The 14072-nt window shown below is 63.0% G+C and carries 11 protein-coding genes and 1 pseudogene; 4 read left to right on the top strand and 8 right to left on the bottom strand.

The features are described 5' to 3' along the window. Positions 1–179: 179 nt before the first annotated feature. The 5 genes and pseudogenes from LPJGGPFB_RS15010 to LPJGGPFB_RS14990 form a co-directional block, all read right to left on the bottom strand. Positions 180–1118, bottom strand: a complete 939-nt coding sequence (locus LPJGGPFB_RS15010; protein ID WP_173420628.1) for a DMT family transporter — start codon at positions 1116–1118, stop codon at positions 180–182. Positions 1119–1500: 382 nt separating this feature from the next. Continuing rightward, complete coding sequence (locus LPJGGPFB_RS15005; RefSeq protein ID WP_173420627.1) at positions 1501–2697, bottom strand: lytic murein transglycosylase; 1197 nt, start codon at positions 2695–2697, stop codon at positions 1501–1503. A gap of 153 nt (positions 2698–2850) precedes the next feature. Further along, positions 2851–3636: a glycoside hydrolase family 25 protein gene (locus LPJGGPFB_RS15000; RefSeq protein WP_173420626.1), complete on the bottom strand. Its 786-nt coding sequence runs from the start codon at positions 3634–3636 to the stop codon at positions 2851–2853. A gap of 201 nt (positions 3637–3837) precedes the next feature. Then, positions 3838–4491 (bottom strand): annotated as a pseudogene (locus LPJGGPFB_RS14995) (class I SAM-dependent methyltransferase); the annotation flags it as partial. Then, positions 4488–5738, bottom strand: a complete 1251-nt coding sequence (locus LPJGGPFB_RS14990; protein ID WP_173420624.1) for a BtaA family protein — start codon at positions 5736–5738, stop codon at positions 4488–4490. The gene LPJGGPFB_RS14990 and the pseudogene LPJGGPFB_RS14995, both read right to left, overlap by 4 nt. A gap of 177 nt (positions 5739–5915) precedes the next feature. Between LPJGGPFB_RS14990 and LPJGGPFB_RS14985 the strand changes: the two genes are divergently transcribed. Further along, complete coding sequence (locus tag LPJGGPFB_RS14985; RefSeq protein ID WP_173420623.1) at positions 5916–7478, top strand: putative bifunctional diguanylate cyclase/phosphodiesterase; 1563 nt, start codon at positions 5916–5918, stop codon at positions 7476–7478. A 91-nt stretch (positions 7479–7569) separates the two neighbouring features. Next, positions 7570–8925 (top strand): serine hydrolase domain-containing protein, encoded by a 1356-nt coding sequence (locus LPJGGPFB_RS14980; protein ID WP_173420622.1) that lies wholly within the window; start codon positions 7570–7572, stop codon positions 8923–8925. A 39-nt stretch (positions 8926–8964) separates the two neighbouring features. On the opposite strand, the gene LPJGGPFB_RS14975 is transcribed toward LPJGGPFB_RS14980, so the two are convergent. The 3 genes from LPJGGPFB_RS14975 to LPJGGPFB_RS14965 form a co-directional block, all read right to left on the bottom strand. Then, a complete protein-coding gene (locus tag LPJGGPFB_RS14975; protein ID WP_173420621.1) occupies positions 8965–9957 on the bottom strand; it encodes a lytic transglycosylase domain-containing protein in 993 nt (330 codons plus the stop codon). 116 nt (positions 9958–10073) lie between these two features. Then, positions 10074–10709, bottom strand: a complete 636-nt coding sequence (locus LPJGGPFB_RS14970) for a LysE family translocator (protein WP_173420620.1) — start codon at positions 10707–10709, stop codon at positions 10074–10076. 249 nt (positions 10710–10958) lie between these two features. After that, a complete protein-coding gene (locus tag LPJGGPFB_RS14965) occupies positions 10959–12173 on the bottom strand; it encodes a pyrophosphate--fructose-6-phosphate 1-phosphotransferase (RefSeq protein WP_173420619.1) in 1215 nt (404 codons plus the stop codon). A 407-nt stretch (positions 12174–12580) separates the two neighbouring features. Here LPJGGPFB_RS14965 and LPJGGPFB_RS14960 point away from each other — a divergent pair, with 407 nt between their 5' ends. Both LPJGGPFB_RS14960 and LPJGGPFB_RS14955 read left to right on the top strand, forming a co-directional pair. After that, positions 12581–13288 (top strand): J domain-containing protein, encoded by a 708-nt coding sequence (locus LPJGGPFB_RS14960; RefSeq protein ID WP_173420618.1) that lies wholly within the window; start codon positions 12581–12583, stop codon positions 13286–13288. Then, the gene (locus LPJGGPFB_RS14955; protein WP_173420617.1) at positions 13285–14049 is read left to right on the top strand and encodes an N-acetylmuramoyl-L-alanine amidase; all 765 of its coding nucleotides are present in this window, start codon (positions 13285–13287) and stop codon (positions 14047–14049) included. The genes LPJGGPFB_RS14960 and LPJGGPFB_RS14955 overlap by 4 nt, the downstream gene beginning before the upstream one ends. Positions 14050–14072: the final 23 nt, after the last annotated feature.

Here is a 14072-nt window from a genome sequence, read left to right as displayed (position 1 = left end):
AAAAACACGTGATCACATTTGCCTTATCAACAGGGCTAGTCGTTTGAAATTAAATCACATTTTAACGTGCCACATTTTTTTCACAATCGCTGCCGGAAGGTTAATGTAAACGTTTGTAACCGAGCGTGAGTGCTTCGGAAGGCCACGTTTCCTGCCATTCCCGGCCTGTTCGATTCCTCCTATGCGGCGCGTTTCATCCTGAGGATCCGGCCGTCGAGTACGGCAAGGCCGGCGGCAATCAGCGCCATGCCGCCCACATCTGCCGGCTGCAATGTCTCGCCCAGGAAGAGATAGCCAAGCAGGATTGCGCTCGGTGGAACCAGAAGCGTGACCAGCGACGTATTGGTGGCGCCAACCTCGCCCATGATGCGGAAGAACAGGATATAGCCATAGGCAGTCGAGACGAGCGCGAGGCCGAGAATGGCAAGCGTCGCCTCGATCGGCGGCATCGGCAGGGCCCAGGGCGTGTCGATGAGGCATGCGACCGGCAGCATCATCAGTGACGAGGCGGTCAATTGGCCGGCCGCGGTGACGGGTGGTGCCAGGCCGCGGAAGCGCTTGCCGTAGGTTGCCGCCAGGCCATAGCTGACGGCGGCCAGTACCGGCAGCAGCAATGCCCAGAGCGGCACGCTGCTGGCGTTGCCGAAAAGCCCGGCGATGGCGCTCGGCCCGATCAACACCACCGTGCCGGCGAGGCCGAGCAGGCAGCCACCGATCTTGGCGGTGCTGAGTTTCTCGTCGTCGGTTGCCATGTTGGCGATGATCACGGTCCAGACAGGCGTGGTTGCGTTCAGGATCGCCGCAAGCCCGGCGCCGACCTGGGTTTGCCCGAGGAAGATGAAGGCGTGCGGAATGGCGTTGTTGATCAGGCCCATCAGCAGGAACTCGCGCCAGCGGCTCGCAAGCACCTGATAGATGCCGAAGCGCCCACGAATATAGATGTGCAGCGCCAGAGCCGCGAGGCCGAGCCGCAGGAACACGAGCGTGAATGGCGGTACATGCGCGACGGCGACTCGGGCAAAGAAAAAGGATCCGCCCCAGATGAGCCCGAGCAGGGCTAGAAGCGCCCAGGTCCGCATGGTCATCTGCTGGCTGGCTGCCTGTGATGGTGCATTCATCGTACTGCTCGCGCTTTCTGCGCGGCCGCTGCCGATCCATTCGAGCAATCGGGATGCGCAACTGATTAGATCACGTCTCCACGGTGCGCCGATGGCGGTTCACTGGCCCCGGGGAGAGGCATCACACAGGTCTAGCGCGGCGAGATGCAGGACACCACCCACTTCTTGCGGGGGGCAGGCCATGAGGATCTCGGTGTCTATCGCTGGTCGGTGAGGGAGGCGCCTGGCGGCTTCGGCCCGTTGCGATCGGGGGAGCAAGGGCGAACATCTGCCCGGCCAGATCCCGGCCGGGCAGATGTGCATTCGGTTCAGGCGGAAATGCTGAAGCGCGCGATAGGATTGTCTTCAGGCATTTGCCGCGCTGCTCTTCTTCCGGAAATGCTTAGAGCGAGTTCAGCAGTTCGAGCGTCGCCCAACCGTCGGCGGGGCGGCCGAGGCGCAGCTGTTCCTTCTGCAGCGCTGCGCGGGTGCCCGAGCCGAGGATGCCATCGACCTTGCCGACGTCATGGCCGAGCGTCTGTAGCTTGGTCTGCAGCGCCTTCATGCCGGTGTCGTCGAGGCCCTGTTCCGGGTTGCCGCCCTCATAGGTCGGTGCGCCGCCGAGGCGGGTCGCGAAATAGGCGGCCGAGGTCGTGTAGATGAACGACTGGTTCCACTCGAGATAGACGTTGAAATTGGGGTAGGTCAGGAACGCGACGCCCTTGCGGCCCTGCGGCAGGACAAGCGAGGCTTCCAGGTTGCCGAAGGACGTGTCGCCATTGCGCGGCTTGACGCCGAGCGCGAACCAGTCGCTCGCCTTCATGCCCGGCTGCAGGCCGGTCTTTTCCCAGGGCAGCTGTTCGGGAACGCTGACTTCCTGGATCGCCGGCTGGCCGGCCTTGAAGCCGAGGCTCTGGATGAACTTGGCGGCGGTCAGGATCGCGTCCGGCGAGCTCTTCTTCAGGTTGACGTGGCCGTCGCCGTCGCCATCGACGCCATAGGCGATGATGTCTTCCGGCAGCATCTGCACCTGGCCGATCTCGCCGGCCCAGGCGCCGGTGGTCGTTGCCGGGTCGAGGTCGCCGTGCTGGACCATCTCGATGGCGGCGATCAGCTGCGGGCGGAACATTTCCGGCCGGCGGCAGTCATGGGCAAGCGTGACAAGCGCATCGCGGGTGTTGAAGTCGCCCTGAACGGCACCGAAATCGGTTTCCATCGCCCAAAAGGCGGTGATGACAGGGGCGGGAACGCCGAATTCCTTCTCGGCGCGGGCGAAGACGTCGGCATATTCCTTCATCTTCTGGGCGCCGATATCGAGGCGCGACTTGCTGACGGTGCGCTTGGAAAACTCGGTGAAGGTCTGCTTGAACACGCCCTGGGCGCGGTCGCGGCTCAACACCTTCTCATTGATGGCGGCGCCGGTAAGTGCGCGGTCGACCACGTCGGCCGGCACGCCCTTGGCGACTGCCTCGGCCTTGACGCCCTGCAGGAACGCGCCGAGATCGCCGCCGCAAGCCGGTGCCTGCTGCGCGAAAACGGGCGAGGCCGTCAGCGCGAGAAGGGCTGCGGATGCAAGAGCATGCCGGGTTTTGAGGATCATGATAATTCCTTTCTGTCGCCGCACGGCGCGATGCGCCGCCGCTGGCGGTCAATGTACCAAAGATGCAATCTGCCGCTCGTCTCTCAGAGCATTATGACGGAAAGAAGAAAATGGGTCGGTTTGCCGCGCTAATGCACAGAACCGTGGCCGTCGTCATTTCGGCTTGGAGACGGCCGCAACCCAATTCTTCCAGTTCTTTGGCGAGCCGGCAAAGACATTGATGTCGGTGGCGCCGTCGATGCCTGGTATCACGCCGGTGCTGGTATATTGCCAGAAGGCCCAGCGGCGCTCGACATAGACTTCGCCCGGATGCTTGGCGACGGAGCGGACCCAGAAGTGGTGTTCCTTGAACTGGTCGACGAGATTGTCGCGGTGGAAGTCGACCGAGGTGTAGATGATCGGTCGCTTGCCGTAATGGGCTTCGAGCCGGTCCATGAAGCGCTTCATCTCGACGCGGACTTCGTCCGGCGAGGGGCGGGTGCGGCAGGTCTTGGATTCGCCGTTCCACTCGACGTCAAGAACCGGCGGCAGATAGACGGCGCTCTTTGGCACATTGGCGATGAACCAGTCGGCCTGGGCGTCCGCCGTCGAGCAGAAATAGTAGAAGTGATAGGGCGCATAGGGAATGCCGGCGGCGCGGGCGCGCTGCCAATATTCGTTGAAGCGCGTGTCGACCCGGTCCTTGCCCTCCGTCGCCTTGATGAAGGCAAAGGAGACGCCGGAGTTTTTCACCTTCATCCAGTCGATATCGCCATTCCATTTGGAGATGTCGATGCCGTGGATATTGTGATGCTGAGGTGTGCGGTCGCCGAAATCCTGCGGATCGGTATCGTTGAAACGCGGCGGGATCGATGCGGTCTGCATCAGATCGTAGTCGGTCGACGAACAGGCGGAAAGGAGGGTGGCGATAGGCAGCAGTGCCAGGAGAAGCCGGCGCATGGAGGTCCTGTTTCGAAACGATCGACGATCCTGCCTCACACGATGGCTTCCATGATGGTGATGTCCCCCAGCGAGGCGTGAACCTCATTTTCACCATATCATCGTAAAAATTGGGTTAGCTCAAGCGGGAATTGCGGCAGCCCTCTGATCGTCAAGCAGTGCGGCGGCCCGATTTGCCTGCAAGGATGCCGCGGCCGAAGGGCGGTGGTAGACTGCAAGCCAGGCATAACCACGACCGATGGCCCGGCGCTCGAGCTGTGCGCCGTTGCGCCTGGCGCGCTCTGCCAGCACCTCGAACAGCGTTTCGCGCGGCGTCACATGGAAACGTTTGAGCCAGCCGCGCAGCAGGCGACGGAAGCTTTCCGGCAGCCGTTCCTGCTGGCCGAAATCGGCGATATGCAGCGAGCCGCCGGGTTTGAGCGCGGCAATTGAAGCGTCGATCGCGCCCTGCCAGTCCGGTATCATCGACAGGGAATAGGAGATGACGATCCGGTCGAAGCCGACTTCGCCGAACGACCGCGGCTCGAAGCTGGTCGCGTCGGCCACACGCAGCATGGCGGGGGATCTGCCGCGGCGGCGGAGCTTGGCTGCGGCCGAGGCGAGCATCTCTGAGGAGATGTCGAGACCGAAGAGCCGGGCTCGCGGAAAGCATGTGCCGATCAGCGCGAGGTTGCGTCCCGTGCCGCACCCGACTTCGAGAACGGAGGCGCCGGGCTCCACGTTCAGCTCGCGGATCAGCGTGTCGCGGCCGAAAAGATAGTATTTGCGCGTCAGATCGTAGACGTGCCTCTGGTAGCGGTACATGTGGTCCATGCGCCGCTGATGGCTGATCTCGCTCTGGTGCACCTCCCTCATGCCTTCTTCCTGTAGATGTGGAAGCCGCCATAGATGGCCGAGCGATCGGCGTTGCCGAGCTTCAGCGATGTCTCGGCATCATAGTGCCACTGCTCCATCAGTGCCGGCGAGAGACGGCCGGTGAGGATGCTGTCTTCGGCAGCAGTGCGGAAGATGACGGTCGCGTCTGCAGCAGCGGTGCGGGTGATCTCGGTCCACAGGTCGTTCAACTGCTGGTCGTTCATCCAGTCCTGCGCGTCGAGCAGGACGTAGCGGTCGACCGATGCGGCCGGCTTCTTCGCCAGAAGTTCGGTGAAGCTGGCATGATGGACCTGAACGTCCTCGGCGCGGTTGCGGATCGTCTCATAGTTATCGGTGTGCAGGTAGGCCGGAAGGTCGCCCTCATGCGGCAGGGGATAGCGTCTCGCGAAGGCCTGCCAGGCGAAGTAGTTTTCCCTGAGCGGAAAATGGCACGTCAGCTTTTCAAGGCGATGGCGAAGCACGGCGGCCAGCGACTTGTCGGCGCTGAGGCTTGCCAGTTCGTCGAATTGCTGCGGCGGGATGCCAAGGCCGAACAGCGAGCTTTTCTGGCTGGTGATCCAGCGGATAAACGGACGCTCGAACAAAGGCGCCAGCCGTGTATCGAAAAACTGGCGCTGCTCGCGCATGGAGCGTGCCTGGACGAACTCTTCCGGGTTGACACCGTGCAGACGTGCCAGGATGTGGCTGGCAGCGATGAAGCGGCCGAGCAGGCCGGTGCGATAGATGTTGCGCCCGAAGACGCCGATGCGTCGACGCCCGCTGACGCTGCGGCCGTTCCAGTAGCTTCGGGTCGCCTGGTCGACCTTCGGGGCGATGAACAGATCGAATGCCTGGACGTTCGATTGGGTGCCCTGCGTCGCCAGGAACCGCACGACGTCCTTATGACCAGGCAGGTGGCGGAAGGCGGCAAGCTTCAATCGGTTGAGCGCGATGTGGTGTGGGTTGAGATCGACGACGTCGATGCGGCTGGGGCCGGCCGAGAGATAGGTCAGCATGTTGCAACCGCCGGAGCCAATGGTGACGATGCGGTGCCCCGGGCGAAGCTGCATGGCTTCCATGTCGACGATAGGGTCTTCCCAGATCTGCGGATAGACGAGGCCGGAGAAGAGCAGGCCGAACAGGCGCTCGGAGAGGCCAGCAAGCGAGAAGGTCTTGTGTTGCAGGAGGGCGTTTTTCAGCTTCGGATTGTTTCTGCCAAAGCCGACATCAGGGGCAAGTTCGGTCATCTCTGCCGCTCATCCAGTTGAAACTTAGCCGCTTCTAAAGTGACTCCGCTACACTTTGATGACGGGGTTTTTCACAGCTCCCGCACTGCACAAAAATAGCTGACTACGATTTTTCACCCATAAGAATTCATTAAACCCTGGCGTGCTAGCTCCTTCTCATATTCGGGGGGCGTCGACATGATGTTAAGAACGTTTCTGCCGAAGCCCGAGCAGCGATTTGCAGCTGCCGGCACGGCATTGGGGGCTTTGTTTCCGGCGATCTGGTTGACCACGGAAACGTTTTTTTCGGATGGATCCTTCACCCATTGGAACTTTTCCGGAGCGCTCGCGGCGGGCGTCATGCCCTTCGTCGCTGGAGCCTCCTTCTACCGCTGGTCCTATTCACGACGGCTGGAACGCGAGCTCAAGGCCGCGCGCCGCGCCGAGCGGCGGCTGCGCAACGAGGTTCATCGCGATCGGTTGACCGGGCTTGAAAACCGCTCCGCACTGGAGGCAGACGTGTTGCGCGCTCTGCGCTCTGATGGTGCGCCGTTCGAGCGCCGGCCGCTGCTGCTGATCGATCTCGACCGGTTCAAGGCGGTCAACGACACCATGGGCCATGATGCGGGCGACCGGCTGCTGAGCGGTATCGGCCTGCGGCTGAGGCGAGCCTTCGCCGGCGAGGCGACGGTCTATCGCCTCGGTGGCGACGAGTTCGTACTGCTTGGTCCGGGTTCTCCGTCGGATGCCGAGGTCGCAACCCTTGCCGGCCGGGTGAAGGCGTTGTTCGACGCGCCCTTCGATCTGGTCGATGGTCAGGCGGCTTCTGGTTGCAGCATCGGCGTCACGTTCCTGGAACAGGGCGATCTGTCGACCGGCGCGGTCTTGAAACGGGCGGATCTGGCGCTTTACGAAGCCAAGGAAATGCGTGGCAACAGCCACGTCTTCTATGCGCCGCATCTCGCGCAAGCCGCCGAAATGCGCGCCGAGGCCGAGCGCGACCTTGCCCGTGCCGTCTCCCAGCGGGAGTTTTTCCTGGAATACATGCCGATCGCCGGCACTGCGAGCGGCGTCATCCGGGGCTTCGAAGTCTTGCTGCGCTGGTCGCACCCGATCCGCGGCATCATCGGCACCGAAGCCTTTGCTGAACCGTTGGAGCAGGGAACACTTGCGTTGACGGTCGGCAACTGGGCGTTGCGGCAGTCTTGCCGGCAGGCGGCGAACTGGCCGTCTCCAGTGGGTCTGACGGTGGCACCCTTCGCGCTGCAACTGCGAGATCGCGATTTCCTCAGTCATGTGAAGACATGTCTGGATGAGGCCGGGCTGGCGCCCGGCCGGCTGACGATCGAGGTGTCGGAAGCGCTGTCGACCGGTGACATGGCGTTGATCGGCGAAAACCTGCATGGCCTGCGCGCGCTCGGGGTGCGCGTGGCGCTGAGCGGCGGCGCTGCGGCCTCGCTGCCGCTCAACCTTGTCGGCGAACTTCAGCCGGACCAACTGACGGTGGACCTGCCGGCGATCCGCGACATCCATGGCAGCGAACGTAGCGTCGCCCTGCTCGCCTGCCTGGTCAAGATGGGGCAGGTTCTGCGGCTGCCGATGGCGGTACGCGGCATCGCCAGGGAAAGCGAAATGGATTGCGCCCGCACCGCAGGCGCGGTGGAGGCCTGGGGTCCATGGATATCACCGGCCTTGCCGGCACGGGATCTTCCGCCGCTGTTGCATGGTGCCGGCGACGGCGACGCCCGCCAGCTGGCATAGCCGGACGGCAGCCAACAATCCGAAGCACGACGCAAGGGCTTTTCCTTTCGGTCAAATGCTGCTTCTCTCTCGCGTCAGACGGGAGGATGCGATGGCACGCCTATTGAAGACTGTTGGGACCGCGGTTGTGGTCGCCATTGCCGGCGTCGGCGGATGGCTGGCCATGGCGCCGCCGGAATTGCTGAAGGTCGGCGATGGATACGCCGCCAAGATCGTCTGCTCGAATGTCTTCATCGCCGGACGTGACGGACAGGCGGTGCTGGCCGACGACGTGCAGGCGCCGGGCCATCCGCTGCTGAAGTTCATCACCGTCTCGGTGGACCGCGACAAGCAGTTGGTCTCTGCCCGCATCTTTGGCTTTGCCGCACCGGCGCTTGCCGCCTACCGCCCGGGGCTTGGTTGCGCCAACGTCGACGCAGACGATCTCGCGGCCCCTGTGGCGACCGCAGATCCGCCTGTCCCTGATATCGCACGGTCTGCCGACATCTCCTGGCCGGACGGCGACAAGGCCGATATCGACCCGGCCGTTCAGGCGTTGATCGAGGATGCCAATCTCGCCGGTCCCGGCGTGCGTGCGGTCGCGGTGGTGCGCGATGGACATCTGATTGCCGAGACCTATGCCGCGGGCTTCGATCGCTCGACGCCGCTTCTCGGCTGGTCGATGACCAAATCGGTGACATCAGCGCTGATCGGCATGCGCGTCGCCGAGGGGCGCATGGATTTGACGCGCGCGGGCCTCCTGCCGGAGTGGAGCGGCGATGCGCGCGCCAAGATCCGGCTTGCCGACCTGATGGGCATGGAGAGCGGCCTGGAATTCAACGAGGGCTATGGCAATGTCAGCGACGTGACGCGCATGCTCTATCTCGAACGGGATATGGCCGGATTTGCCGCGGGCAAACCGGCGACACCCGAGCCCGGATCGACCTTCAGCTATTCGAGCGGCACCAGCACGCTGTTGTCGCGGCTGTGGATGCGGAGCTTCGACGATCCTGCCGCTGCACTCGCCTATCCGCGCGATGCCCTGTTCCTGCCGCTCGGCATGACGAGCGCGGTGCTCGAGACCGATGCCAGCGGCACCTTTGTCGGCTCATCCTACATGTATGCGACGGCGCGCGACTGGGCGCGTTTCGCGCAGTTCCTGCTTCAGGACGGCACCTGGAAGGGGAGGGCGCTCTTACCGAGGGATTATGTAACCTTCATGCGCACGCCGACGAAAGCCTCCGCTGGCGAATATGGCGCGGGTCAGGTGTGGCTTCAGGAGAACGGGGTCCGCGCCGGTACCGGTGTCTTTCCGGCGGATGCCTTCTGGATGCTCGGACATGACGGGCAGGCGATCATGCTGGTGCCGTCGCTCAAGCTTGCGGTCGTGCGCCTGGGGCTGACGCCATCGCGTGGCGGCTATGACGTGCAGCAGCTCAACGCCAAAATAATAGAGGCGCTCGATTGAGCGCCTCCTGAAACTTTTTGTCGAAACGATCGGGCTTGCTTACTTCATGCCCAAGTCGTCGAGCAGGCCTTTGCGCTTGGCATGGTAGTAATAGCCGCTGGCATAGAGCTTGACCGCGCCGTCGTGCTTGTTGTCGGCAACCATCCAGGCGCCGTGCAGGTACTTCGTCGCATACATCAGGTTGGTTTCCGCATCGAACAGGCCCTCGGCCGGGCCTTCGTAGCCGAGCCCCTTGGCGGTGTTGTAGCGGATCTGCATCAGGCCGTAATTGCCCTTGCTGTAGGCGCGCGGATTGTAGTTGCTCTCGCGCTTGACGACGCGGTGCACAAGCTCGACCGGAATGTCGTTGAGATCGGCGTAGTGCTTGATGAGCTTGTCCAGGTCCGGACGCGAGCTGGACGGCGCGTTGGTCAGCTTCAGCGATTCGGGAATGACGCTCGCAACGGCGGCGACGCTCGAACCGATCACACCCATCTTCGGCTTTTCGGTCGGAACGATCATGCGGTTGGCAACGAGCGTTTCGAGGCCGACGGGCTCGCCGGTGTCGAAGTCCGATTCCATCGCAGCAGCAACCGCAAGGGTCGAAACGGGAAGATCCTGAACGCGGCTCGTCTTCGGTGTGACAAGGGCAGATGCGGTTTCCGGCAATGCCGCGGCATCGGCCGAAGCTGCTACCGGCGTCGCCATGGCGACAACCTGGGCTTCACCCGGCTTGCTGCCGGGGACGGCCACGACTGCCGGTGCCGGACCGGCAGCCTGCGCGAGGTCGGTGCCGACGGGATAGGTGGTTGCCATGCCGGCCGTCTGTGCCGACAGGGCGGCGGCCGCCGCGGTTGCCGCGCCATCGGGCGTCGGCAGGGCATAGGCCGTCATTTCCGTGCCGGGCTTTGCCAGCGGGGTGACCGTCTGCACGGCCGTAAGCTCTTCCACCGAGGTATGCTCGACAGTGGAGCACCCCGAGACGAGTGTCGCCGACAGAATAGCTGCCACGCCAAACGTCTGTTTTGAAAGGGAAATACGGAATTTCGCCATGCTGTCACTTTCGTGCTTCTGGGCCCCGCAGCCCCTGCAAATCAACGGCTGCCAGCCGCCATGCGTGAATCTCCATTAACCCATGGGGCGGCCGGCAGCAAGCGCAGGGGCGAATTTCAGGCCGATGCCCGCTTCATGGTTGCCGTCAGAAGCCCGGCGCCGATGAGCAGCGAACCGCCTGTACGGTTGACGATGCGCCGGATATTCGGCTTGGAAATGGTGCTCTTGGCGGCGGTCGCGAGTGCGGCATAAAGGCTGGCATTGAGGATGGCGAGGGTCAGGAACGTCACCTCGAAAATCGCCATCTGGGTAAAGAGCGGCTGCGACAGATCGAGGAACTGCGGCAGGAAGGCGACGAAGAAGACGATGCTCTTGGGATTGAGTGCCGTGACCGCGTAGGCATGCAGGAAGATGCGCAGCGGTCGTTCCCTGGCAGGCGCCTCGCCATCGGCGCCGTAATTTCCGGCGACCGGTGCCCGCCAGAGCTGGATGCCGAGCCAGACGAGATAGGCGGCCCCCACCCACTTCAATACGGTGAAGATCGCAGCCGAGGTGGCAAGCAGCGCGCCGAGGCCGAGCATCGACGCGGTCATGGCGGTAAAATCGCCGAGCGCGACCCCGGCAACGGTCGCGCCCGCCGTCTTGCGGCCGTGACCGAGCGCATAGGAGATGACGAGCAATATGGTCGGGCCGGGGATGGCGAGCAGCACCGCCGAGGCGGCGGCAAAGGCAAACCAATGTTCGAACGACATGAAAAAGGCTCCGCGCTTGAGGGCTTTCCGAGACTGATCTCTGGAGGGAGCCACCAAGGCGCGGAACCGTCAACTGCCAATCGAGGGGCTCGGCTTGCCAATAGGCAGTCGCCCGAAGCCGATGGTCAGCTTCGGGCGCTTCGTTCCTAGAGCGCCGTGCGTTCATATGAACGCACAAAGGACGCTCCAGCACTTTAATTCTAGAGCAACTTTCTGCCCTCAAGTGATCCCACTTGAAGGCAGGATGCTCTAGTCTTCCGCCTGCCACTTCTGGCCGATGACGTCCATGACGTCGCCGAACCACTTGGTCGAGGTGTCGAAGTGCTTGCCGCCCTTGATGCGCGGGAACTCGATGGTTCTGAGCTTGCCTGCCTGGTCCTCGTCGTGGCCGGTAACGCCGGAGACCTTGTTGAGCGCGCTTTCGACGGCGAGATCGACCATGCTCTGGATCAGCCGCAGGTCGTCGCCGTTTGCCGGTGCCGAGCGGGCGTAATAGCCCGACTTCTGCACCATGGAGCGTTCGGCGCCGAGAAGGGCGGCAAACTGCTTGGTGAACCAGTTGCCGACATTGATGGTGTCGATCTTCACGTGGCCGAAGGCATCCCGCTTGACGGTTTCGCCGGCGGCTTCCCGCTCGGCGACGATCGCGTCGAGGCAGGCGCCTTCGCTGACGAACAGCGTGACAAAGCCCGAACGGTTCATGACACCGCGCAGGCGCTCGGCTTCTGCCTCAAGGTCGAACTTGATCTCGGGCAGGTAGAGACCGTCGATGTTCTTCAGCTGCCTGTTCATCATGAAGCCGTCGACGAACTGCTTGTCCTCGGTCATCTGGACGTAGGAGCGCGCGGTTGCTGCCGTCAGCCAGCCGCAGTGGCGGCCCATGACTTCATGGACGACGAGCGTGCGCGGGGCGGCACTCTGTTCGTTGCTGACATGATCGAAGAAGCGGGCGCCGTATTCGGCGGCCGTCCAGGCGCCGAGCGTCTGGCGGATAGGCACCACGTCGTTGTCGACCGTCTTCGGCAGACCGACGACCGTCAGGTTGTAGCCGTTGGCGCCAAGATAGGCGGCAAGGTCTGCGGCGGTGGTGTTGGTATCGTCACCACCGATCGTGTGCAGGATAGAGATGCCGTCGGCGGCAAGCCGTTCGGCGGCGACGCGCAACGGGTTTTCACCTTCCTTGACCAGGCCGCGCTTGACGCAGTCGGCAGCATTGGTGAGCTTGACGCGGCTGTTGCCGATCGGCGAACCGCCGTGGCGGTGGAGGATGTGCGCGTTCTCGCGCATGTCCCTGGTGATCTCGATGCGGTCGCCAAGCAGGACGCCCTGGTAGCCGGAGCGATAGGCCACCAGCTCGTAGTCGGGCGCGATGTCGGTGTAGCGCTCGATCAGGCCGCCAACGGCGGATGACAGACAGGGCGCGAGCCCGCCCGCCGTCAGCATTGCGACTTTCTTCTTGGCCATGTTTCCTCCTCGGGATTCGGCACGCAATTGGTGGGGCCTCTCTAGCGCAAAACGGATGGAAGTTAAATGACGGCTCTGTGGATGTCCTGTCGGCAAGCGCGCAGGTTTCGCCGCATTCGTCTCCATTGCCGCCGTGGACATGATGTCGCGCAAGGGAAGGGGACGGGGCAACGACGCCAGCGTCAATGCGCTGCGGGGCAGGGGCTCAGGCGTTTATCCGCCGCCGCGGGTGTGTTCCCCAGGGAACAGGCGGGAACCCTTGCGCCATCGCAACGTTACTCAAACGGATTGACAATAGTGAGGGGCCATCACAAATTCGTCATTCCCGTGGTTCGCCGCAGGCCACCGCTTGCAATTTGCCACCACAATAGTCCATGCTATAGGCTGGAGAGACAGGAAAATCGTGCATGTCATTCTGGGATAGCCTCCTCAAGATCGTCACCGCCACGGGCAACGCGCTTGCCGGTGTGGTCGAGGCCGTGCGCACCCTGTTCGAAGGCGACCCCGAAACGCGGCGCAAGGTGGCTTTCTCCGTGGCGATGATCGCGCTTTCGGCCAAGATGGCGAAGGCTGACGGCGTGGTTACGGAGGCGGAGGTCTCGGCCTTTCGCGATATCTTCGAGTTTCCCGCCGATCAGGCGCAGAACGTCGCCCGTCTCTATAACCTCGCGCGCCAGGACGTTGCCGGTTTCGAAGCCTATGCCGAAAAGATGGCGTCGCTCTGCTCGTCCTGCGAAAACAATTGCCCGATCCTGGAAGACATCATCGACGGTCTGTTCCACATCGCCAAGTCCGACGGCGCAGTGCATGAGAAGGAACTGGCGTTCCTGATGCGGGTTGCCGAGATCTTCAAGATGGACGAAGCGCACTTCGAACAGATCATGGCGCGTCACGTCCATAGCGACGGCCGCGACCCTTATCTCGTTCTCGGCGTTTCGCCCAAGGACGATTTCGCCAAGATCCGCAAGCATTACCGCGTGCTGGTGTCGGAGAACCATCCCGACAGGCTGGTTGCACGCGGCGTGCCACAAGAGTTCCATGCGATCGCCAATGATCGCATGGCTGCGCTCAATGCCGCCTACGAGGCGATCGAGAGAGAACGCCGCGCCGCATGACGTCGAAATACTGCGACTACTCGGGTGCCCGCTTCATGCCGTCGCCCAATTTCGGCGACCGTGCGGACGGCAGGCTGCCCGATATCATCGTGCTTCATTATACCGGCATGCCGACGGCGAAATCTGCGCTCGAATGGCTGTGTCGCGAGGAAAGCCAGGTTTCCAGCCACTATTTCGTTCATGAGGACGGCCGTGTCGACCAGCTGGTGCCGGAGGCGCGGAGGGCCTGGCACGCGGGGAAAAGCGTGTGGAAGGGCGAGACGGACATCAATTCCAGTTCGATCGGCATCGAGATCGCCAATGCCGGTCACCCGGGCGGGCTTCCCGAATTCCCCGAAAAGCAGATCGCGGCGGTCGCCGAATTGTGTCGGGACTGTGGCGAACGGTGGTCGATTGCCCCTGAGCGGGTGCTGGCACACAGCGATATCGCCCCGATTCGCAAGGTTGACCCGGGCGAAAAATTTCCGTGGCATCAGCTGCACCGCGAGGGCGTCGGGCACTGGGTCGAGCCGGCGCCGATCGGCGGCGGTCGCTTTTTCCAGCGCGGCGACCGCGGACAGCCGGTCGAGGCGATACAGTCGATGCTGTCGCTCTATGGTTACGGCGTTGAAGTCACTGGCGATTTCTGTGACAAAACCGAGGGAACCGTTGCTGCGTTCCAGCGGCATTTTCGTCAGCAACGGGTCGACGGCATCGCCGATATCTCGACGCTCGATACGTTGCATCGACTGCTCCAGGCGCTACCTCAGTTTGGTGCCTGACGCGCAAAATTTTTGCGTTCTAA

Source organism: Ensifer adhaerens, assembly GCF_013283195.1.
Classification (GTDB): domain Bacteria; phylum Pseudomonadota; class Alphaproteobacteria; order Rhizobiales; family Rhizobiaceae; genus Ensifer; species Ensifer adhaerens_G.
This window is presented reverse-complemented; position numbering and strand designations above follow the sequence as displayed.

What these genes read in the sequence shown, in the direction of transcription:
- LPJGGPFB_RS15010 (WP_173420628.1), bottom strand. Translation starts at nt 1,118, where the DNA reads ATGAATGCACCATCACAGGCAGCCAGCCAGCAGATGACCATGCGGACC.
- LPJGGPFB_RS15005 (WP_173420627.1), bottom strand. Translation starts at nt 2,697, where the DNA reads ATGATCCTCAAAACCCGGCATGCTCTTGCATCCGCAGCCCTTCTCGCG.
- LPJGGPFB_RS15000 (WP_173420626.1), bottom strand. Translation starts at nt 3,636, where the DNA reads ATGCGCCGGCTTCTCCTGGCACTGCTGCCTATCGCCACCCTCCTTTCC.
- LPJGGPFB_RS14990 (WP_173420624.1), bottom strand. Translation starts at nt 5,738, where the DNA reads ATGACCGAACTTGCCCCTGATGTCGGCTTTGGCAGAAACAATCCGAAG.
- LPJGGPFB_RS14985 (WP_173420623.1), top strand. Translation starts at nt 5,916, where the DNA reads ATGATGTTAAGAACGTTTCTGCCGAAGCCCGAGCAGCGATTTGCAGCT.
- LPJGGPFB_RS14980 (WP_173420622.1), top strand. Translation starts at nt 7,570, where the DNA reads ATGGCACGCCTATTGAAGACTGTTGGGACCGCGGTTGTGGTCGCCATT.
- LPJGGPFB_RS14975 (WP_173420621.1), bottom strand. Translation starts at nt 9,957, where the DNA reads ATGGCGAAATTCCGTATTTCCCTTTCAAAACAGACGTTTGGCGTGGCA.
- LPJGGPFB_RS14970 (WP_173420620.1), bottom strand. Translation starts at nt 10,709, where the DNA reads ATGTCGTTCGAACATTGGTTTGCCTTTGCCGCCGCCTCGGCGGTGCTG.
- LPJGGPFB_RS14965 (WP_173420619.1), bottom strand. Translation starts at nt 12,173, where the DNA reads ATGGCCAAGAAGAAAGTCGCAATGCTGACGGCGGGCGGGCTCGCGCCC.
- LPJGGPFB_RS14960 (WP_173420618.1), top strand. Translation starts at nt 12,581, where the DNA reads ATGTCATTCTGGGATAGCCTCCTCAAGATCGTCACCGCCACGGGCAAC.
- LPJGGPFB_RS14955 (WP_173420617.1), top strand. Translation starts at nt 13,285, where the DNA reads ATGACGTCGAAATACTGCGACTACTCGGGTGCCCGCTTCATGCCGTCG.